The organism is Thioalkalivibrio sp. XN8, assembly GCF_011058255.1.
Classification (GTDB): domain Bacteria; phylum Pseudomonadota; class Gammaproteobacteria; order Steroidobacterales; family XN24; genus XN24.
Genome location: NZ_JAALFH010000061.1, coordinates 14,011 through 35,058, shown reverse-complemented (window position 1 = coordinate 35,058; position 21,048 = coordinate 14,011). Strand labels below are relative to the sequence as shown.

The window sequence follows — 21,048 nt, the reverse complement described above, 5'->3', positions numbered from 1 at the left end:
CACCAAGAGACCGATGGCGTGGAGCAACTCCATAGGCCATGGGTAACAAAGTGTGCGACGTGTCGTCAACGGTGCGATTTACAAACTGCGAATTACGTCAATTCCATGAAGCCAGGCTCACCCCACGAGCCCAATCTCGGGTTATATTTCGGCGGGTTAGCCCGAAATGGGCCCCAAGGCGACGGAAATGGACAAACGTAGCCTCAGCGAACGGGACATCCCTGCCAAGTTCATCACGCCGGCGCTCCGCCTGGGCCTGGCTGAGTCACTACCGAACATCGGATCGTCCGCTTCGGTCAGGGTGATCAGAAGACTATGGGTGCTCCACCCATGATGGCAGAGAGCAAGTCGGACGGCCGCGATCTATGGCGTTCCATGCTTGCACTCTCGCCGACCGAACTTGCAGGCTGCCTTGCGCTGTTGAATGAAACCAAGCTTTGGCCGCTCGTGACGTCCCGACTAAGGGGAGCAGCCGGAGCCAGGCAATTAGACCGTTCTCTCCAGGCTGCCATCGCGCAACTGGAAACCAAACCTCGACCTGATCTGATCCTTAGCCTCTTGGGGCGAATGGCTCAGGTCTGTGATATCAGCGGGAAAGACTACCAGGCCGAGCGCGATTTCGAGGGCCATGCCGCAGATATCGTCGGTCGAGCAATCGAGATCCATAGAAAGCAGTACAAGACTTTCGCTGGTTCAACGCTTGGGGAACTGACGCGCGACCAACTGCACCGCATTTTCGGCGGATTAGATAGCGACCCGGAATCGCTAACTGACTCCGAACAGGAAGCTCTTCTGGACAAGGTCCAGAGCTTCATCGATGCCCTTCCATTGGACCAACAGCAGGCACTCAAAGAGGCGATGGGTGCGGACCGCATTACCAGGTCTGTGCTCAGAAAGGCTTTGGTGACGGGCTCGCTCAGCGCCGCGCTGGTGGCTGCAGTCCAGGTTGGCGGGTTCGCTTTCTACACGGCTGCGGTATCGATGCTGGCAGGGGCTGCAGGAATACTTGGCATCACCCTTCCGTTCGCCGCGTACACGGGCTTGAGCTCAACTATAGCCGTCCTGGTAAACCCCGTGTTTCTACTGATCCTTGGTGGTGGATTCGTCTTCTACTTAACCGGATCTGGTACACGCAAGCTGCAACAGAAGCTAATCCCTTTGGTTGTCACACAGATCGCAATCTGTGCCCAGAAAGACACGCCGCAAGCAACAGGCGAATCTGGCGAAACCTGCCTGAATGTATGGAAGAACGCCATTCGGACTGTGCGTGATTGTCAGGAGAAGGTTGACCGGGCAGAGGCTGAGCGAAAGGTGCTAAGACAGCGCCGGGACAAATTATCGCAGGAGGTTCGAACCCAATCCCGAACCGCCAGTAGGGTCAGCCAAGACATCCAGCTCAAGAATACCGCCCTAAAAATTCTATTGGCCCAACGCGACCAAACTGATAGCCAGACTGAAAACAGGGCGGTCGGATCGCAACCGCGGAGTAAATACTCGGGGGTAGAGTCTCCACGAGGGGGATCCACTCCAAATAGGGTTACCGACGCAGACCTTTCGGCTATGAGGAAGGAGATTCATATGCTCACGGCCGAAAGCAATGATCTCAAGCTCAAGCTATCAAGGTCGCGGAGCCAGTTGAGGTTACTCGACACCCAGTTAAAAAACGCAGTCGCCAGCTTAAGGGAAAAGAAGTCGCGTCTGGATGTTGCTCGGAACCGGTATCCCGGGTTGGCGGACATCACCTGAACATGACGAACGGTGAACTGCTAACGCGAGTCCAGGCACTTCTTGCAGCAGGTGATGCGAGAGAGGCGCTCTCAATCCCTATTCAGTCGGCAAATCGACGCGATCGTCTCCGGGCGTTGATAGCTAGTAGCGATTTTACTTTTACCACGCTAACTGTGGGCGACCTAATCTACGATGCCGCCCGCATAGATCCGATGGTCCTTGAAGCCATCGACTTTGCGAGGGCGCAGGATCTATCCGGCGTATTCAGTTTCGCAGCCTTTGCTGATGCCCAGGCCGAACTTAGCGGGGAAGCGTTTCAAGGCTCCCTCAGCCAGATGCATGGATATGTTGCAGAGCGAATAGCAGCTCAGCATCTCATGGACGCTGGGCATGACGTCACCTTCCCAACCTCCCCGAGCCAACAGGGATGGGACTTGTTGGTGGATGGAAGCCCTTTTCAGGTCAAGTGCGTTTCGAGCCCCCAGGCGATCCACGAACACCTTTCGATCAATCCCCATATTCCTACCATCGTAAACTCAGAACGCGCCGCCGATGTCGAGGGGATGGAAGGTGTTTATGTTGATCCATTGCTTTCACTGGAGGAAGTTCGGGGTCTGACCGAATCTACGCTGCAGCAAGGGGTGGAGGTTGGCGATTTCGAGCTTCCATGGATTGCTCTCGTCGCTGCATCGGCTGCAGAGCTTCGTCGCTTTGCCGACGGGTCCGGCAATCTTGAACAATTGATAACCAACATCTCCGGTGATGTGTCGGGACGGATTGCTGGCGGGGCCACTGGTCAATGGACGGGCGCGCTATTGGGCAGCTATCTGTTCGGCCCTGCCGGCGTCATCGTGATCGGTGCGCTGGGAGTAGTAGCAGGTGGAATTGGGGGTTCAAGGATCTCGCGAGGTGCATTACGCGCTATTGGTACCCGAGAGGCGCGTGAAGCCGCGGCAGCCGCGAGGGAAGTGGGCATAGCTGCGCTTGAGGCTTATCAGGTCAAACGGGAAGCATGGACGGATAAGAAGGAACAGGTGGAATCCGCCCGAACCCCAGAGAACGGATCAACTGACGTTGTCCGGTATGTCAGCCAGCGCCTCGATGATGAGATTCGCTACTTTGACGCACGTGCCGGGGACCTGGCTCGTCTGACGGCATCGCCCGCGAAATTCAACCCGGCCGAATATTGCAGACAAGTGTTGCTGCTCTTGCGACGCTTGGCGATTCATCCAAGCCAACTTGGCGAGAGCCTGGTGAAGCTCGCTAACGCGACGGATGCTTGGGCTAATCCGGGGGGACAAAGGGTTTAAGCTCGCGCCCCATCGATGCCATCTCGGAATTCAATCAGCCGATCCTTGGCAGCCGGTAACGGCCATGAAATGTACTCAATCCGCCTTGTTCAGACGAATCGTTCGCTGTGATTGACTCCAGCTGGGCTCACCCCACGAGCCCAATCTCAGGTTATATTTCAGACCGTTAGCCCGAAATGGGCCCCAAGGCGAAGGAAGTGGACAAACGTAGCCTCAGCGAACGGGGCATCTGCACGAGGTTATTGCCCCGTGCCCCGCTCACGTCTGAGATCAGAACTTGCCGTTCAGCAACCAGCTCAAGACTTTAAGCAGGAGCCAGAACGTTGAAATCAGGCAACTCGCCCACGCAACTTGATGCCTTTGCAGCTGAACTGGAGAAGTTTGCCGAGGAGCGTGACTGGCAGCAGTTCCACACGCCAAAGAACCTCGCAATGGCACTGACGGCCGAAGCCGGGGAGTTGCTTGAGATCTTTCAGTGGCTGACGCCTGAGCAGAGCCAGTCGCTAGACCAAAGGAAGCGAGACGAGCTAGCCGATGAACTCGGCGATATCCTGATCTATCTGGTTCGACTGGCCGGCGTTACTGGTGTCGACTTGCTTGATGCGGCCAGAGCGAAGCTCGAGAAAAACAAGCAGAAGTATCCCGCGCCCAAGGTCAAGGGAGACCCGAGGAAGTACACGGAGTACTGATCGATGCTCGTCTACGCTGAGACTCGAGAGCAGTTCACCAGGGACGTCCTCAGCAACCGGATCGAGAACGTTATTCTGGAAGCGTTCAGATTTCGTTTGGGAATCTCGACATCCGAAAGCGAGATCAATTCATGGCGTAATTCAATGCAGTACGTGAACAACGTGCTGATGAGCGCCGATATCGCCGCAGACGCCGGGGTCGCGGTTGAGTTCAAGATACCCCTGACTTCTCGTCGCATCGATTTCATCTTAACCGGCGCTGACGAGGCGGGTCGGGACTCGGCGATCATAGTTGAGTTGAAACAGTGGAGCGATGCGAAGGCAACCGAGAAAGACGGAATCATTGAAGCCGTGGTCGGCCGAGGTTGGCACGAGCTTACCCATCCGTCTTACCAGGCCTGGACCTACGCCGCGCTGATCCGTGACTACAACGAAGCTGTTCAGGCTGACGATATCCAGTTGGTGCCATGCGCGTATCTTCACAACTGTGCCGACGGCACCGCCCTGAAGTCGGAGTTCTATGCCGAACATACCGACCAGGCGCCGGTTTTCATTCGTCAGGATGTCGAGCGGCTAGCAGAGTTCATAAAGACTCACGTTCGAACTGGTGATCGCAACAAAGTTCTCTATCGGATCGCCAATGGGCGGTTGAAACCGTCCAAGAACCTAGCCGACCATCTCGCTTCCCTATTGCGGGGCAACCGGGAATTCACACTGATCGATGACCAGAAGCTCGTCTACGAGCATGCGCTGTCGCTTTGGCAAAGAGCAGCCAACGGACGCAAGCAGGTATTCATCGTCGAAGGCGGCCCAGGCACAGGGAAATCGGTTGTTGCGATCAATCTCCTTGTAGAACTGACTCAACGTGAGAAGGTTGTTCACTACGTGACCCGCAACGCTGCGCCTCGGGCCGTATATGAAAGCAAGCTGGCCGGCACCCTGAAGAAGACCCGAATCACCAATCTATTCAAGGGCTCCGGGTCTTACACCGACTGCAGGCCCAACATGATCGATTTTCTCGTCGTCGATGAGGCGCATCGATTGAATGAGAAATCCGGCATGTACAAGAATCTCGGTGAGAACCAGGTCAAGGAGTTGATACAGTCAGCCAAGGTCTGCGTCTTCTTCGTTGATGAGGACCAGCGCGTCACGACCGATGACATTGGTACCATCGACGAGATTTCGCGTTGGGCCGAGACGCTCAGGGCCGACGTCCACACGGGCAACCTTACTTCCCAATTCCGCTGTAACGGCTCCGATGGCTATCTCGCCTGGGTGGATCACGCCCTGCAGATTCGTCCGACCGCCAACGAGACGCTCGAAGGCATCGATTTTGATTTCCAGGTTTGCGATTCGCCCAACAAACTCCAGGATCTCATCAAGGAGAAGAACCGCGTGGCCAACAAGGCACGCATGGTGGCGGGGTATTGTTGGGACTGGAAGGGCAAGAAGGACCCGACGATCAGGGATGTCGCGATACCCGAGCATGGGTTCGCCATGCGTTGGAACCTCGACAAGGATGGCGGACTCTGGATTCTCCAGCCCGATTCAATCAATGAGATCGGATGTATCCATACGTGCCAAGGGCTGGAGCTGGACTATGTTGGTGTCATCATCGGCCCGGACCTGGTGGTCAGAGATGGTCACGTTGTTACCGATTTCACTAAGCGGTCGTCACAGGACAGGTCGATTCGGGGCCTCAAAAAAATGGCTAAGGACGAGCCTGAGCGAGCGAACGAGATCGCGGACAGGATCATCAAGAACACCTACAGGACCCTCATGACCCGTGGTCAAAAGGGCTGCTACCTGTTCTGCACGGACCCCGAGACAAGTGAGTATTTCAGGCAGAGAGCAACTCGCATGCCGGAGGGCGAGGCCCATGCGGAGCGGTACCTCAAGGTAGCCGAGCCGCCGGGCGGGGAGCCTGGGTGGCAGTGAACATGCCGAAGGGATACATAGGCCTTACAGACCCGGACTGGTACGAGTTTCTCGCCGGCAAGCCGAAGGTCGATGAGGTCAATTTCTGGCAGCCCCATGGAAACCGTGCGTTCCGAGCTCTTACCCCAGGCGATCCGTTCTTCTTCAAGCTTCGTGCCCCGCTCAAGGCGATAGCGGGGTTTGGGTTCTTTCAGCGGTTCGAAGCCCTGCCGGCCTGGCTGGCATGGGAGTCATTCGGCGAAATGAACGGAGCCGCAAGCTTTGCCGAGATGATCGACCGGATCTCCCGTCTAAGGGGAGATAACGGCTCTCCGGACGGGCGCTTCAAGATCGGCTGCATTATGATTGCGGCGCCCGTGTTCTTCTCCCAGGACCAATGGATTAGTCCCCCGGCCGACTGGGCCAAAACGGGCATTCAGCAGGGCAAGACCTATCGTCTCGATGAAGGCGAGGGGGAGCGTGTGTTCCGTGAATGCCTAAGCGCCGCGGAGGCGGGAGCAAGATACTGGAACGTCGAGCGAGTAGGAGACGTTGGACCCCGATATGGGACACCGACCATGGTTCGCCCACGGCTTGGCCAGGGGTTGTTCAGTCTCGCCGTTCGAGAGGCATACGAAGGAGCATGCGCCGTCACGGGCGAACACTCGGTGCCGGTTCTCGAGGCAGCCCACATCGTGCCTTACGGGCGGGGCGGGGAACACAGGGTGGATAATGGCCTGCTGTTACGCAGTGACCTCCACCGGCTTTTCGATCGCGGATACGTCACCGTGTCCCCTGACTACAAGTTCGTCGTCGGAGATAGGTTGCGAGCCGAATTCAACAACGGTCGTAGCTACTATTCGCTGAATGGTTCGGGTATTCGGCGTCCTGACAGGCCCGAATGGATTCCAAATCGAGACTATCTTGATTGGCATCGGGAACAGGTCTTCCAAGGATAGTTGCTCGCCCAATCCGTCAAAGCCCGGGCACTTCAATGTCGCGGCCTCCCGACCCAATCGACCTCGCGATAAAACTGAGTGGAGAGAATTAGCGAGCAGTCAGTCTGATCAATAATGTCATCCCACACATGTTCACGTTAGGCGTGGGAGAATGGCTGCTGCGCCAACATATCAACGATGTAATTCAGCGATCAGTTGCCCGTTGTACAACCACAAAATTTGGAGCAGCTCGCTAAAGCGAGAGCGGCTTCGTCCTGCTTCTCCCTCGCATCAGGCCAGCCTTCGATGACTCTGTGACGCGGTGGTGGCTCATCAATGCGCCAGACGAGGGCTGCCTTCAAAACATCTGCCGGACAAAATTCGGCGTAGCCGAGCACAGGTCTGCCGAGGCTCGGCTCAACATGCTCCTTTGCCAGATCGCATGCCTGATGCTGAACTAGGTCGCCTACAGCGAATACCGAAGTGTTATTGCCGTGTTTCCTTGCTGGAAGGAAAGCCCGATGCTTGACGCTATTGTCGCTACGTAGTTTGTTACGTTCAGAAATGTAACGAGCGAATCGGTTGTCGGGATTTGCTGCCACTCAATTCGTATTCAGGTCTGAGACTGCCGCAGAATAAGACGGAGACAATCCTCTGGGAGATCCCCTGTGAAGAATGCTGATCCGGAAGTACGGGCGACTGCGCTTCCCCGAAGTGCGGCCCATCGGATTATCGGGCCTTCGGCAGTTACGACAATGACGTCAGTAGGATCTCGGTACCATTCGAAAGTAATGCCCCCCCGACCGTCAATGTCAATTTCTGGCTCATCGGCCCACCTTGGCAGCGAATCGATGATTTGATTTGCCGCCCAGACTGCTGCGGGGGTTGGTGGTTCTTCTCCATCCGCATCGATTGCGCGACTTACCGATACGAGTTGAGTAATCAATCGGGTATCGCGGTCGCTCTCAAACAACGGGGGTGACCTGTCGAGGCCCCCAAATGAATGAAGTGGGTCGTCAGGCGCCGTGACGGCGTCTCTAGATGGCGGCATCCGCGAGAACCTTAAGTTGAGTGCAGCTTCAGCCATTTAGTTGTTCCCTGGTGCAATCAGTTATTGAGTTAAAAAAGGCCGCGTTCTTCAGACTCCTGAGTTCGCCAAGAGACTCAAATGCACTAGCCAAGTCGCGAAAGACAGCATTTCTTACGGCGTCGATATCTAATACAACTGATATACCAGAGCCCACTTCGGGCCCGGGGAATCTAGTGCTTATTACTAGCAACGTCTTGCCGTCCGGCTGAGGCGAAACGATGCGATTCTGGAATTCCGATACGGTCTGAGGCAGGCCCTTCGGTAGCTGGGGCCCAAACACGAGGTATTCGTCAAAGTCGATTGGGCCCTCGGGTAGGCTGATAACATTGATGAACCTCGTCGATATTCTCGCGACCTGCCTGGGAGAGAATATCTCCCAATAAACCTCCGCCACCTCGCGCGCAGACCTAACTAACGTGTCCCACGTGTCGTACGGAGCCAGTTTGCTATATATGATCCCTTCAGGCTTTGCTTGGACTACCTCTGCAGTTTCAGGGTTGTCCAGCCGCATTCCGAGTTCGATATGCTTTTGACTAGATTCTCGACTGTCTAAGTTGTAGCTGAGCTGCACATGCTGTAGGGGAGCCGCCTTGGGAAATTGCCCGGAAAGGGCTTCCTGAAATTTCTTATAAGATGCGCTTGGCGGGGGCTTCTCAAATGAGGCCCGAACGTCGATGACCGCCTCGCGCACCGGCGCCCTAGTAAGTCTCGGATACATATCGTAATTAGATCATAGGTCGGTTGTTGTGTAACCTCTGACCCAGTCCGCCCTTCCGGCCCCCTACTTGCATTTCCAGCCAGTTGAGTTTTTGGATTCTTGCGCTACGTGAACACGAGTGCTGCAGGGCATACGAGGCATTGGCATAACGCCGAGCTAAGCATGGAATTGCAGCGCTCGCCTGCCTCAGGCCCGAATCCCCACCTATGGCCCACACCAAGGGATTCCAATCCCTTCGCCTCCCGGCATAACCCCCCTAAGCCCATGATTTCATTGGTGGGCCCGCCAGGACTCGAACCTGGAACCAAGGGATTATGAGTCCCCTGCTCTAACCATTGAGCTACGGGCCCGCGAGAGGTAGCGGAAGTATACCCTTGGGAATCGCCATGATGATTGACGGCTGGTAACGAGCCAGCCGGCCTCAGCGCAGGTCGTACCAGACCCCTCGGCCGCGGCCGTGCTGGTTGAGGGTGCCGCGTCGGACCAGTGCCCGGAAGTGCTGCTTCAGCGTGTTGCGGCTGGCCCCGGTCAGTTTGATGGCCTCGCCAATGGTGACGCGGCCGTGCTCGCGAGCGAACTCCACGATCTGGAGCTGGAGTTCCGGCAGGGCCGCCAGCACGATCCTCTCGCGCTCGACCTTCTTCTCCAGGCGTCGCACCTGCTCGGCCAGGGCGCGCAGGAAGAACATCAGCCACGGCTGCCAGTTCGGCGACTCCGTGCGGATTGTGGCCTGGGTCTGCCGCAGCGCCAAGTAATAGGTCTCCTTGTCCTGTTCGATCACGCTCTCAAGCGAGCTGTACGGCACATAGGCGTACCCGGCCTGCAGCAGCAGGAGCGTGGTCAGCACCCGGGAGAGCCGTCCGTTGCCATCCTGGAAAGGGTGGATCTCCAGGAACACGACTACGCACAGAGCGATGATCAGCAGCGGGTGCAGCCGGGCGGTCTCGCGCTCATTGTTCAGCCATGCCACCAGTTGGGTCATCAGGCGGGGCGTGTCGAAGGGCGACGCCGTCTGGAACACGATGCCGATCTGCGCGCCGGCCTCGTCGAATGCGGCGACGCTGTTCGAGTGGGTCTTGTAGTGGCCGCGATGCCGGGTATCTTTCTCGCTGTATCGCAGCAGGACCTGGTGCAACTGCTTGATGTGGTTTTCAGCGAACGGGATGTCCTGCCAGGAGGAGAACACCAGGTCCATCAGTTCGGCGTAGCCGGCCACTTCCTGCTCGTCGCGGGTGGCAAAAGACTTGATCTCGAGATTCGACAGCAGTTGCTCCACATCCCGGTCGGACAGCTTGCTGCCCTCGATGCGAGTGGACGAGCCGATGCTCTCGATGGTGGCCACGTGGCGCAGGGCCGACAGGCGATCGGGCGCGAGCGTGCCCAGGGCGCGCCAGGCGCCCTTGAACTCGTCGACCCTGGCGATGAGGCTGAGGATCTCCGGGGTGATCTGGATGGTGTCGGTTCGCAGCACGAACCAATAGTACGCCCATTTACACCCATTTTCGAGGCGTTCAGGACATTTTTTCAAACCGGCAAGTGGCGGGTGTCGATCGCCTTGATGATCAGCTCGCCGCGGCGCAGCAGGGTCGGTGTCTTTACTGTCGGGCTGACCACGTAGTTGTCGCCGGCGGGATACAGGGCGCGGAAGGCTTCGATCGGCCTGGGGTCGATGCGATCCGGGTTGATCTTGCATTCCACGACATCAACGCGGTTGCGCCCGCGCCGGATGACGAAGTCGATTTCCCGGTGCGACTTGTCCTGCCAGTAGTAGATGTGGTCATCCGCATAGTGAAAACGCAGGCTGTCTAGCACCAGGTGTTCCCATAACAGCCCCCGGTCCTCGGCGCGGATCTCATCCCACCCTTTTTCAAAGGTGACGAATCCCGTGTCGAAGCCGTAGCATTTAGGTCGACTGACAATTTCACGCTTGCCGCCCCCATGGAAAGGCCGCAGCAGGTGCACCACGTGGGCAATTTGCATGGCCTCGAGGTGCGACTTGACCGTGACCCGGCTCATTTCGCTCAGGTTCGCCAGCTGGGTGTAGTCGAGCTGGCCGCCACTCTGGCGCAGCAGCAGGCGAAAGAGCGCCAGGAAACCCTGGCGATTGCGAATGCCGAAGAGTTCCAGTATGTCCCGCGCGTAGAAACTGTCGATCCACTCGTTAAGGAACTCGGGGTTCTTCCGCCCCGCCAGCAGGAGCTCGGGCAGGCCGCCATGCAGGAGGCGGCGATCGAGATCCGGCACCTGGAAAGGTTCCGCACACTCCTCCCAGAGCACGGGGCACAGATGGATCGACCGCTTCCGCCCGGCCAGCGAATCGCTGAACTTGCGCGTCGCCGCCAGCGTGGACGAGCCAGTCGCGAGGATTTTCAGTTGCGGGTATTCGTCGGCAGCAATCTTCAGCAGGCGGCTTGGATCATCGAGACGATGCACCTCGTCGAACACCAGCACCGCGTCCGCGGCCTGCGTCCCGAGGAACAACTCCGGATCTTCCAGCGCGCGCACGGACGAGGGAAGATCGCAGTTCATGTACACCGCGTCGGGCAGCATCCGCGTAATCGTCGTCTTGCCGACGCGGCGGACGCCGGACAGCCAGACAACAGGCCGCTGTGTCCAGCCGCGCTGCACACGTTCCAGCCAGAGGGGACGTTCAATCATGCTGCTATGCTATACATTTAGTCGTCTATTTGTAAAGTACGATTTCACTGTAGAGCCGATATGATTAACCGCAGGCACAAGCAGCCGGCGAATCCTTCCCATCCGGGTGAGATTCTCCTGGAGGAGTTCCTCGGGCCCGCAATGCAGGAGCTAGCACCATGTCCGTAACCCACAAGCGTCTCGGCAATCACGGCGTGCGCGTCAGCAACCTCTGCCTCGGCACCATGAACTTCGGCTGGCACACGTCCGAGAAGGACGCCTTCCGCATCATGGACCGGGCGCTGGAGCTCGGCATCAACTTCTTCGATACCGCTGACGTCTATGGCTGGGGCGGCGAGCCCGGGTCGACGGAGGAGATCATCGGGCGCTGGCTGGCCCAGGGCGGCGGGCGCCGCGAAGCGATCGTGCTGGCGACCAAGGTCTACGGGACGATGAAGCGCCAGGACGCCCGGCCGGAACCGAACAGCCACGCCGGCGGCCTCAGCGCCTACAAGATCCGCAAGCACCTCGACGCCAGTCTTGCCCGGCTGCAGGCCGACCACGTCGATCTCTACCAGATGCACCACATCGACCGTGACTGCCCCTGGGATGAGACCTGGCAGGCCTTCGACGTTGCGACGCAGCAGGGGAAGATCACCTACGTCGGCTCGAGCAACTTCGCCGGCTGGGACATCGCGACGGCCTGCCAGGAAGCGGCGCGCCGCGGCCGCATGGGGCTGGTGAGCGAGCAGAGCATCTACAACCTCGAGAACCGCATGGTCGAGCTCGAAGTCATCCCGGCCTGCCGCCATTACGGCATGGGGCTGCTGCCCTGGAGCCCGCTGGCCGGCGGCTTCCTCGGCGGCGCGCTGGAGAAGCACGACGGCGGCCGGCGCAAGGGGGACGAGTTCGCCGACCGCGTCCAGAGCAAGCGCGACCAGCTCAAGCGCTGGGAGGACCTGTGCCGCCGCCTCGGCCACCCGCCTGGCGAAGTCGCGCTCGCCTGGCTGCTGCACAACCCCGTCGTCACCGCGCCCATCGTCGGCCCGCGCACCGTCGCGCAATTGGAAAGCGCCGCGCGTGCGGCGGCGATCGAGCTCGACCGCGAGACGCTGGCGGAGTTGGACGTGATCTTTCCCGGTCCCGGCGGCGAGGCGCCCGGCGCTTACGCCTGGTAGCTGGCCGACGGTCGTCGCCCCGGTTGCAGTCGCCATGCCGAATACATAAAATATGATTCCATCTGATTATCGGGATCAGTCATGCGCAAGATAACGGCAACCGAACTGGCGCGCAATCTCCGCGCGGTGCTCGACCGGGTACGCGAGTCGGGCGAATCCTATGTGGTGGAGCGGGGCGGCCAGCCTGTGGTCCAGGTCTCGCCGACGCCCGGTCGCCAGGACGCCCAGCAGGCGCTCGCCGATCTTTACCGCACGCTGTCGCCCGAGGCGGCGGAAGGCTGGTTGGAGGACGCCCGCCGCGGAAATGAAACGCTGGACGATGAGCTGCGCGACCCGTGGGCTTCCTGATCGACACCTGCATCTGGATCGATGTGGAGCAGGGCCGGCTCGGACCCGCCGACGTCGCGGCCTTCACTGGCGACGCGCCGGTCTACCTGTCCCCCGTCACGCTCGCCGAGCTGCGCCTCGGCATCGAGATGGCGAAGGATGCGGGCATCCGCCAGAAGCGCCTCGCGACGTACCGCCGGATGAAACGCAAGCCACTGCTGCCGATCGATGCTGACACGGCGGAGGTGTTCGGGGAAATCGCCGGCCTGCTTGCGCGCAACAAGCGCCGCTCGCATCGAACCCGGGTGCAGGATCTGTGGCTGGCCAGCCAGGCCATCCAGCACGGCGTCGGGCTGGTAACTCGCAACGCCGGCGACTTCGATGGAATTCCCGGGCTCGAGTTGGTGGTCGTCGGCTCATCCCGCTGACTTCCACCCGGCGACCCGGTCCGGAAGGTCCGGACTCAGCGCCTGACCTTAGTCTCGTGGGCGCCTACGTGGCAGCGTAAGCAGCGCTCGGGCCGGGCCATCATGTTCTCCGGGTGCGGCGCCCCGTGGCAATCCACGCAGGTCGGGATCGCGCCGTGCTCGGCCTGGTGGCAGATGACGCAGTCCAGCCCCATGTGCCGCGTGCCGCTCGCCTGCAGGCTCGCGGCGGCTTCCTGGTGGCACGCAGTGCAGTGCTCGTCCGGGACAGTGATCGCATACTGCACCAAGTCCACGTTGTGGCTCGAATGGCAGCTCACGCAGGATGCAGCGACCATCGAGTCGTCGTGCGGGTAATGGCACTCGAGGCACTGCGGGAACGTCCCCGGCGCTTTCGGCGGATGCTCGACGTGGCAGGCGGCGCACTCGAGCTCGGCGTGCGGGCCACCCTCGGCGGCCATGCTGATGGCGGCCTCTTCATGGCACCGGTTGCAGCGGCGGTTCTCGGTGATGTCCACGGGCTTCCAGATCGTCTGGGGGTCGGGCGTCACGGTGATGTCGCCGCCGTAGAACTTGCCTTCCTTCTTGCGGCCGCCGGTCTCGATCTCGATGGTGTCCTTCTCCCAGCTGTCGCCGCCGTCCGTGATGGTCCATTTCGCACCCTGCAATTCGAAGGTGGCGGTGCGGCCATCGATACGGATGTTGGTGATGGGATAGGGCTGGCCGGCCACTGGGAAGCCGCCACCGCCGCCGGCCATGTTGAAGCCGAGCAGCCAGTCGTCAATGCGTTCCTGGCGCTCCAGGTCCAGCACGAAATAGCTTACCGAGCCGCTTTCTTCTTCCGCCCCAAACTTGCCGGGCTCCCCGGTCGCCGGCTTGCCTTCCAGCTCGATCCAGAACTGGACGCGGTCTTGCGTGCCGTCGCGGTCGTAGTCGAACACAATCGTCTCGGAGAAGGCCAGCGTGCCCTTGATCGACGCCGGCGGCGGGGGCCAGGCCTGGCCCGAGGCGACGCCCGCGGCGGCGACCAGCAGCGACCCGAGGGCCAGGGAAGCAAGGCGGGATGACTTTGGCTTGTCTCGCATCACTATGCCCCTCAGCGCGCGTCGGGCCCGGACGCTGCCGCGGCCGGCATCGAACCGAGCACCTCCTGTGCCAGGGCGACCCGGTCGTGGACCAGCTGGTAGATCGCCTGGCAGGCCTCGACGTAGCTCGGCGCGGCCGCCGTGGTCGTGCGGACCTCGGCCGCGGCGACCGGGTCGCCGACCTCCTGCTCGATCCAGTCGGCGAGACGCTCCAGGTTCAGGCCGGCCAGCGAACGCGGCTCGGGTCGCAGGGCCAGCTCGAGCTCGCCGAGGCTGCGGACGGAACTCTGCAGCAGGCCGACGGGCGGCACGAGGCGGCCGACCGGGAAGCGGCTGGCATGCGGCAGGCGCGCCACGACGCGCTCGGCCGTCGCGCGGTCCATCTGGGCGATCATGATGCACGCTCCTGGCCGAGGCGGCCGGCAACTTCGAGGGTGTCGGCGACTTTGGCCAGGTCGAGGCTCTCCAGGAGCGCGCGGGTCGGCCAGCCGGACGCGGTGTCCCAGCCCTCGAGCAGGTAGAACGTCGTCTTGAACTGCTCGAACTTGTCCTTGTCCAGCGAGCGTCCCATCAGGTCGCCGTAGGACCACTCACCCTGCTCGTTGCGGACGGGCCACATGTAGAAGGGGAACAGCTCGCCTTTCTCGAAGCGCGTCTCGTAGACATAGGGCGAGAAGTGGACCATGTCGCGGTGGCGGCCCTGCAGCGTCCAGATGGCGTTGTCGAGGTTCCAGATGCGCCGCCCGCGCTCGATGCCGTCCTCGAAGCTGAGCGCTTCCCCGGTCACGGCGTTCCAGAAGACATGCTCGCCGGCATCATCCGAGGCGGTCGCGCCGCGCTGGTCCGGCGTGTTGGTGTTGTAGAAGTCGGGCCAGCGGAGGTCGCAGAACAGGGCCGACTGCTTGTAGAAGCGCGTGTAATGGCGATGCCAGCGGACGAGCTGCGCGACCGCCTCCGAGTACATGTTGGCGTCGCCGAAATCCAGCACCTCGGGCCGGTTCTTCGCATAGGGCGACAGCTTCTCCGCGATGATCCCCACCAGCTCGTCGGCCTGCAGCCGCATCGGCTTGGCGAAGGCGAAGGCGGCGGTGATGTTGGTGAAGATGATGTTGAAGCAGTGCTCATTGCAGTCCCGGTCGCCGAGAATGCTGCCGTAGCCCCATTCGAGCTCGGCGCGCGGGTCGTAGCCGTGCTCAGGCATGCCCCAGTACGAGAACTGCAGGTGCCCGGTGCGCAGGTCATCCTGGCGGCCCCACTTGTAGGCGGCCTGGACCCACCCGTCGGCCAGGTCGGCACCGATGTCTTCCCGGTGCGAGAGCGCATGGATCAGCTTCTCGGCGAATTCCAGCGTGCCGTACTCCTCCCACGGCAGGTTCGAGTTGATCGCCTTGCCGGGCCCGAGGAGGCCCTCCTCGTGCAGGTGCTCGAGCCAGTGCAGGCCGGTCTGGAACAGGAAGGAGTTGTAGCCGTACTTCTGCACCAGGTCGGCGGCCTTGAGGTTGATCTCCACCAGTTCGTCGAGGGACTTCGCCACGCGCCGCACCGCCGGCAGGTACCAGTTGGTTTCCTGGCAGGTGGACTCGTTGCCGTAGCCGATGGCGAAGCGGGAGCGGCAGCCGGCGATACAGCCTTGGCAAGCCTGGGGCCGGCGCTGGTCGGTGGGCGGCGGGTTCATGAACAGCGGCCGCGGCAGGACGCCGATCTTGCTCCAGGCGGCGAAGTCGGGCTGGCTGATGGGGGTAACGTATTTCTTCTGGGTTACGTTGCGGGCGTGCAGCAGGGCGGCGGCGTCGGCGACGGCGACCGCGCCCGTGCCGACGACGCTGATCGCCTTCAGGTTCTTCGAGCCCCACACGGCGCCGAAGCCGCCCTGGCCGGCGCCGTTGCCGGCGTCGTGCAGCAGGCAACCTGCAGCCGTCTGGTTCTCGCCGGCGGGACCGATCGAGAGGATCGCGGGCTTCTGGGTGGTGCGGCCCTGGTCGCGTGCGGGGTCCAGCGCTTCCGCGGCCGACTCGTTCAGGTCCCACCAGCCGCTCTCGAGGTCGGCGGGCGCGCCGACGAGGTCGCGGATCGCCAGCTGCGTCGCCCAGGTGTCCTGGCCCCAGAGTTCACCGGCATCGCGGATCTGGATCTTGCGGTTGCGAATGTCGATCCACACCGGGGTCGAGGCGCGGCCCTCGATGACGATAGCGTCGTAGCCGGCCTGCTTCAGCATGGTCGAGAAGCGGCCGCCGAAGCCCGATCGGGTGAACCAGGACACCGGGTGCATGCCGACGCCCACGCCCAGCACTTCGCAGCGGCCGCCGCCCGAGGGCACGGGCGTGCCGTTCAGCGGCGAGGTCGCGATGATGCAGACGTTGGCCGGATTACGGCCGTCGGTGATGGTCTTGTCCTGGCAGAAGTCCCAGAACAACGCGGCACCGAGGCCGTGGCCGCCGCCCCAGGAACGGTACGGCTCGGTGTCGATCTCGATAGCCCGACGCTCCGTCAGGTCGAGGCGGAGAATCTTCCCTACATAGCCCGTCATGGCGCACGCCCTCCGGCGGTGTCAGTCGGTCGTCATGCCCAGCTGTTTCCAGACCGCGTCGCGCAGGTTCACGTCGTAGGAATCCTTGCGGGACTGGTCGGGCATGGTCCGGGTGAAAGCGATAGCGCCCACGGGGCAGGCGCGGACGCAGGCCTGCACGCCGCCGGGCCCGCCCTTCTCGTCGAGGTAGGGCGTGTCGACGCACAGGTCGCACTTCTGCGACTTGCGGTGTTCCTTGTCCCACTGCAGCCGGACCGGCGTGTAGGGGCAGCTCGTGATGCACAGCTTGCAGCCGATGCACAGCTCCGGGTCGATCCGCCGCACGAAGCCGTTCTCGCGGTCGGGGCTGTTCGCGCCCGTGGGGCAGACCTGGACGCAGGGCGCGTCCTGGCACTGGCGGCAGGTGGCGATCAGCACGTCGTCCGGCCAGTCGGTAAAGGAATCCTGCAGCACCTGGATGCGTGACAGGCTGTAGGAAGACACGCCCGCATGGGCCAGAGAGCAGGCCATCATGCAGGTGCCGCAGCCCTGGCACTTCTTGCGATCCACGACCAGGAACCCTTCCGAGTTCGGGATCACCAGGCGGTCGTCGGCCAGCAGGATCGGCGCGCCGAAGGCCGCCGCCATCCCGAGCACGCCGAGCCCTGAGAGGACCTCCCGGCGCGAGTACAGGGGCGAGCTACATTCCGGCGAGGATGATTCGCATTTTCGATCACAGGCCATGGGCGTCTCCTTCGGCCCCCGTGCACGGTTGAAGCTACGCCCGTGCTGCGGCGGGCAACGTCAGTAGTGCCCGCAAAATGACCGGGTGACTGCCCGAAATGGGCGCGGCAGACGCGAGGCCCCGCGCGCTCAGAAGAACATGTAGAGCGCGAGCTGCAGCGTGTACCAGTTCTCTGTGTTGCCGCCCAGGGCCTGGTCGATGGCAGCGCCGGGCATGCCGACGGAGGCGATCCCCTGCAGGAACAGATGCCGGCCGATGTAGTGGTAGGCGGAGAAGGTGAGTTCCTGGCCGATGTCCCGCGAGGCCAGGGTCTGCAGCGGGCCGATGCCGCCGAGGTTGTTCAGGTCGTCGGCCCGGTGATGGAAGTAGTCGAGGATCAGCTCGAGGTCGGGCCTCGGCTTCACGCTCAGCGTCGCGCGGTTGGTGGTCAGGTTGGCGTTCTTGTAGACCTTGCTGAAGACGATGCCAGGCAGGAAGTTGCCCAGCCCGCCGGAGAACAGCGGGTCGAAGCGTTCGAAGCTCTGCGTGTCGGGATCGTCGCCGGAGAACGTGGACCAGCGGTAGCTGACCGCCGGCTGCCAGCGCGTCTCGGACATCCGGTAGCCGAGCCACACGTAGGCGGCATCGGCCGACATGTCGAAGTCCTCGTGGTCCTGCCAGGCGTACTCGGTCTTGAACCAGGCGCCCTCGACGCCGAAGAGCTTCTTCAGCGACAGGCTCGGGTTGTAGGTGCGCAGCCCTTCCCGCGGCAAGCGACTCCCGTCCGGTGCCCGGAATGAGGACTTCGATTCCGGAACGTAGAAATAGGTGAAGGCCGCCTCGGCATCCGCGAACTGGTATTGCAGGTTGAGGCCAGCCAGCCGCGTATCCGAGGCGATCTCGTCGATTTCGCTGGGTTCGATCAGGAAGGCGTCGGCGCTGAAGCCGGCAATGCGCGCCTGGAGCAGCGCGGTGCGGTCCGAGGTCAGGCGCGGGCCGAGGTACAGCGCGGCGCGCTCGCCGATCGAAGTGGAGACCGGGATCTTCGACAACAGGAAGCCGTCGCGCAGCTGGTAGACCTGCCGGCCAAAGGTGAAGTCCACCACGTTGCCATCGCCGGGCAGGTTCCATAGCAGGCCCGCATACAGCTTCTCGAAATCGCCGTAGCCCCGGGAGCCCGAGTTGTAGATGTCCTGGCCGGCCGAGCCGGACACCAGGTACGACAGCTCGCCGTAGGCGTACAGCGGGTAGTCGCCCAACTGGGAGATGCCCGCGAGCCCGGGCTCAAGGTAGGCCTCCGCCCAGGTCGTGGTGCCGGCGCCCGCCGGGTCTTCGGCGGTGGGGTTGCCGGCGTTGAACGCATCACCGTAGCCGCCGAACCAGGGCTCGCCGTCGCTGAAGGCGCCGACGCCGCCGTTGAGGATGAAGACCAACTTGGAGCGGTCGTCTTCGTAGAGGGTCGGGAAGTCGGCCAGCCGGCGGGTCTCGAGCATGCCTTTCGCTCGCCCGGGCGCTGGCGCCGCGACCGTGGCTGGCTTGACGAGCAGGGCCAGCGCCACCTGGCCGCCGGAGACCATCCGGTAGAGCCGGAGCTCGGCCGCGTTCACCGTGGCAAGCTGGCGTACCTGGTTCAGCCCGACCTCGGCGGGCAGCATCCGGAACGTGCCGCCCGGCCGCACGCCGAAGGCATTCGCGATCTCATTCTTCAGTGCATCGTCGTTATCAGGAGCCTCGGTCGATTCCAGCAGGTGGACGTAGACGAGCCCGATCGGCAGGCCTTCAGCGATGTCGGCCTGGATCTCGACGCCGCGCCCCGGTTCGCCGCCGTCGGCCGCGGCCGCCGCGGCCGGGCATCCAGCGATTGCCAGTGCGAGAAGCAATGGCAGCAGCCTGGTACGGCGGTCTGTGACGAGCTGGGCCACGGGGATCCTCTCATGCAGCAGACGACTCTTGATTGTCGACGCCGCGTCGCTCGTCAACAACAGGTTGTCCGCCCAGAATGGGTCGGGGACGCAGCCACCGGCTGCGGACGAAATTCCCTGTGCAGTGCCTCGAGCAGCCTGGCGTCGCGCCCGTACAGGTCTTTCCGGAAGTGGACTTCGCCATCGGGCTCAACCCAGGCCGTGCCGTAGGTAATCAGCACGGGTATCGGCCTGGCCAGGTTCACCACCGTGGTCTCGCCCTGCTGCAGGACGCGATCGATGCCTGCCCGGTTCCAGCCCGGCTGGTCGACCAGCAGCAACTCGGCCAGCTCGAAGGGGTGCTCCACGCGGATGCAGCCAGAGCTGAAGCTGCGCTCCGAGCGGTCGAAGAGTTCCCGGGCAGGAGTGTCGTGCAGGTATACGGCGTGGCTGTTCGGGAACATGAATTTCACCCGCCCGAGAGAATTGCGGGGTCCCGGCGCCTGCACCAGGGTGTAGGGAAAGCGTCCTGCCGCGGCTGCCACCCAGTCCACGGTGGCCGGATTCACCTGGCGCCGGTCGCGACCGTAGATGACGAAATCGTTCCGCGCGAGGTACCCGGGATCCTGGCGCACCTTGGGCACGATGTCGTTGACCAGGATGGTGGTCGGCACGGTCCAGGTCGGGTTGAACTCCAGGTACCGGATGGCATCCCGAAAAACCGGCGTCTGGCGATAGTCCCGCCCGACGATGGCACGGGTCCGCCAGGCCGTCTGGCCGTCGCGCACGAGCCGGGCGTCGAACCCGGCGATATTGACCACGACGAAATCGCGCGGCAGGTCTCTCAGCACCCAGCGACCGCGCTCCAGGTTGACGCGCAGCTGGTCGATCCGGTCGGCGACAGGGGCGTTCATTGCAGCGAGGGTGGCCGGGCCGATCACGCCGTCATCATCAAGGCCGTGCCGGCGCTGGAAGCGCCGGACCGCTGCGGCCAGCCCGTCGTCGTAACGCGACGACCTGCCAGATGGGTCTCCCAAGTCACCGGTTGCGGCCAGCCGCCGGCGTAGCGTGGGGACGCGTGGATCCAGGGCGCCCGGCTTGAGGAGCGGGCCCGACGGCACCTGCGGCCAGCCTCCCTGGCGCACGATCTCCCGGTAGCGCGCCAGCGCGGCGACCAGGCGGTCCTGGGTGGGAAAGTCCAGGGTCACTTCATCGAGCAAAGCCTCGAGGCGTTCCTGCTCGAGGACCGCGCCGAGCGCTGCCGCGGGGTCGCTCCCGACCAGGGGGCGCTCGAAGTTCCAGGCGCTGTCGAGGCTGCCGGGATCGACTTTACCGAAGTAGTGCTGGTAGGCGAGGCGCGCCAGGGCCCGGGTCAGCAACAGGTCGAGCTCCGCGTGCAGGCCGCTGTTGCCGCGCTCGCGATCCAGTTGCTCGAGGAGGGACCGGATCGCAGTGAGATGGAAATCCTCGGGGTCGAAGCCGTGTGCCTCACTTTGCTCGATGGCCTGCAGCAGGGCCTGGCGGTTCGCGGAGGACGACCACGCGGGCCGGAATTCGCGCTGCGCGTAGATGTCGGCGACCAGTCGCGAGGCGTCCTGTCCCGACGCAGCGAGCGCTTGCAACCGCAGGCGAATGTCCTGCTGCACCATGCCGGCCGGCGGGCCGGGTTCCGTCGCCGGTTGGAGCAGGGCGAAGGATGCCGGCACCGCCACCACTGCCAGCACCGGCAGCAGCCACAATCGCCATCGCCCGGGCATGATCGGCTTGTGGGACACGGAGGCGCTCCAGTTGACCGTGGCAACAGCCTATTTTCCATCGCCCGGACCGTTTGGCGGCAACATGGCGACCCAATCTGGGCGCCCCGACGACTCCCAT

17 protein-coding genes and 1 tRNA gene are annotated in these 21,048 nt (G+C 62.4%); 8 read left to right on the top strand and 10 right to left on the bottom strand.

The annotated features are described in order from the left end of the window. Positions 1–330 precede the first annotated feature (330 nt). The 5 genes from G6N75_RS08675 (at position 331) to G6N75_RS08655 (ending at position 6,603) form a co-directional block, all read left to right on the top strand. Positions 331–1,746 carry a hypothetical protein gene (locus G6N75_RS08675; protein ID WP_165347956.1) on the top strand — a complete coding sequence of 472 codons (1,416 nt, stop codon included), beginning with the start codon at positions 331–333 and terminating at the stop codon, positions 1,744–1,746. A gap of 2 nt (positions 1,747–1,748) precedes the next feature. Further along, positions 1,749–3,038 carry a hypothetical protein gene (locus G6N75_RS08670; RefSeq protein ID WP_165347955.1) on the top strand — a complete coding sequence of 430 codons (1,290 nt, stop codon included), beginning with the start codon at positions 1,749–1,751 and terminating at the stop codon, positions 3,036–3,038. A gap of 323 nt (positions 3,039–3,361) precedes the next feature. Then, positions 3,362–3,727, top strand: coding sequence for a nucleotide pyrophosphohydrolase (locus G6N75_RS08665; protein ID WP_206203023.1), 366 nt, complete (start codon positions 3,362–3,364; stop codon positions 3,725–3,727). 3 nt (positions 3,728–3,730) lie between these two features. Further along, positions 3,731–5,665, top strand: coding sequence for a DUF2075 domain-containing protein (locus G6N75_RS08660; protein ID WP_165347954.1), 1,935 nt, complete (start codon positions 3,731–3,733; stop codon positions 5,663–5,665). Positions 5,666–5,667: 2 nt separating this feature from the next. Further along, a complete protein-coding gene (locus G6N75_RS08655) occupies positions 5,668–6,603 on the top strand; it encodes an HNH endonuclease (protein ID WP_165347980.1) in 936 nt (311 codons plus the stop codon). A 1,058-nt stretch (positions 6,604–7,661) separates the two neighbouring features. Here G6N75_RS08655 and G6N75_RS08650 read toward each other — a convergent pair. The 4 genes from G6N75_RS08650 to G6N75_RS08635 all read right to left on the bottom strand — a co-directional run bounded on the left by G6N75_RS08650 (position 7,662) and on the right by G6N75_RS08635 (position 11,048). Then, on the bottom strand, positions 7,662–8,390 hold the full coding sequence (locus G6N75_RS08650; protein WP_240901031.1) for a TIGR04255 family protein: 729 nt from the start codon (positions 8,388–8,390) through the stop codon (positions 7,662–7,664). Positions 8,391–8,664: 274 nt separating this feature from the next. Beyond that, a tRNA-Ile gene (locus G6N75_RS08645) sits at positions 8,665–8,740 on the bottom strand. A gap of 71 nt (positions 8,741–8,811) precedes the next feature. Continuing rightward, positions 8,812–9,861, bottom strand: coding sequence for a DUF977 family protein (locus G6N75_RS08640; protein ID WP_165347952.1), 1,050 nt, complete (start codon positions 9,859–9,861; stop codon positions 8,812–8,814). Positions 9,862–9,914: 53 nt separating this feature from the next. Next, complete coding sequence (locus G6N75_RS08635; protein ID WP_165347951.1) at positions 9,915–11,048, bottom strand: ATP-binding protein; 1,134 nt, start codon at positions 11,046–11,048, stop codon at positions 9,915–9,917. 158 nt (positions 11,049–11,206) lie between these two features. On the opposite strand from G6N75_RS08635, the gene G6N75_RS08630 reads away from it, so the two are divergent. The 3 genes from G6N75_RS08630 to G6N75_RS08620 all read left to right on the top strand — a co-directional run bounded on the left by G6N75_RS08630 (position 11,207) and on the right by G6N75_RS08620 (position 12,960). After that, positions 11,207–12,205: an aldo/keto reductase gene (locus tag G6N75_RS08630; RefSeq protein WP_165347950.1), complete on the top strand. Its 999-nt coding sequence runs from the start codon at positions 11,207–11,209 to the stop codon at positions 12,203–12,205. An 81-nt stretch (positions 12,206–12,286) separates the two neighbouring features. After that, positions 12,287–12,553 (top strand): type II toxin-antitoxin system Phd/YefM family antitoxin, encoded by a 267-nt coding sequence (locus G6N75_RS08625; protein ID WP_165347949.1) that lies wholly within the window; start codon positions 12,287–12,289, stop codon positions 12,551–12,553. Next, positions 12,541–12,960 carry a type II toxin-antitoxin system VapC family toxin gene (locus G6N75_RS08620; protein WP_165347948.1) on the top strand — a complete coding sequence of 140 codons (420 nt, stop codon included), beginning with the start codon at positions 12,541–12,543 and terminating at the stop codon, positions 12,958–12,960. Before G6N75_RS08625 ends, G6N75_RS08620 begins: the two co-directional genes overlap by 13 nt. Positions 12,961–12,995: 35 nt before the next feature. On the opposite strand, the gene G6N75_RS08615 is transcribed toward G6N75_RS08620, so the two are convergent. The 6 genes from G6N75_RS08615 to G6N75_RS08590 all read right to left on the bottom strand — a co-directional run bounded on the left by G6N75_RS08615 (position 12,996) and on the right by G6N75_RS08590 (position 20,948). Continuing rightward, a complete protein-coding gene (locus G6N75_RS08615) occupies positions 12,996–14,042 on the bottom strand; it encodes a hypothetical protein (protein ID WP_165347947.1) in 1,047 nt (348 codons plus the stop codon). A gap of 11 nt (positions 14,043–14,053) precedes the next feature. Further along, positions 14,054–14,437: a hypothetical protein gene (locus G6N75_RS08610; protein ID WP_165347946.1), complete on the bottom strand. Its 384-nt coding sequence runs from the start codon at positions 14,435–14,437 to the stop codon at positions 14,054–14,056. Next, on the bottom strand, positions 14,434–16,569 hold the full coding sequence (locus tag G6N75_RS08605) for an aldehyde ferredoxin oxidoreductase N-terminal domain-containing protein (RefSeq protein ID WP_165347945.1): 2,136 nt from the start codon (positions 16,567–16,569) through the stop codon (positions 14,434–14,436). Before G6N75_RS08605 ends, G6N75_RS08610 begins: the two co-directional genes overlap by 4 nt. 21 nt (positions 16,570–16,590) lie before the next feature. Further along, entirely contained in the window at positions 16,591–17,292 is a 702-nt protein-coding gene (locus tag G6N75_RS08600) for a 4Fe-4S dicluster domain-containing protein (protein ID WP_165347944.1), read from the bottom strand. A 129-nt stretch (positions 17,293–17,421) separates the two neighbouring features. Further along, positions 17,422–19,194, bottom strand: a complete 1,773-nt coding sequence (locus G6N75_RS08595) for an alginate export family protein (RefSeq protein ID WP_165347943.1) — start codon at positions 19,192–19,194, stop codon at positions 17,422–17,424. Positions 19,195–19,247: 53 nt separating this feature from the next. Continuing rightward, on the bottom strand, positions 19,248–20,948 hold the full coding sequence (locus G6N75_RS08590) for a L,D-transpeptidase family protein (protein WP_206203020.1): 1,701 nt from the start codon (positions 20,946–20,948) through the stop codon (positions 19,248–19,250). Between the last annotated feature and the right edge of the window lie 100 nt (positions 20,949–21,048).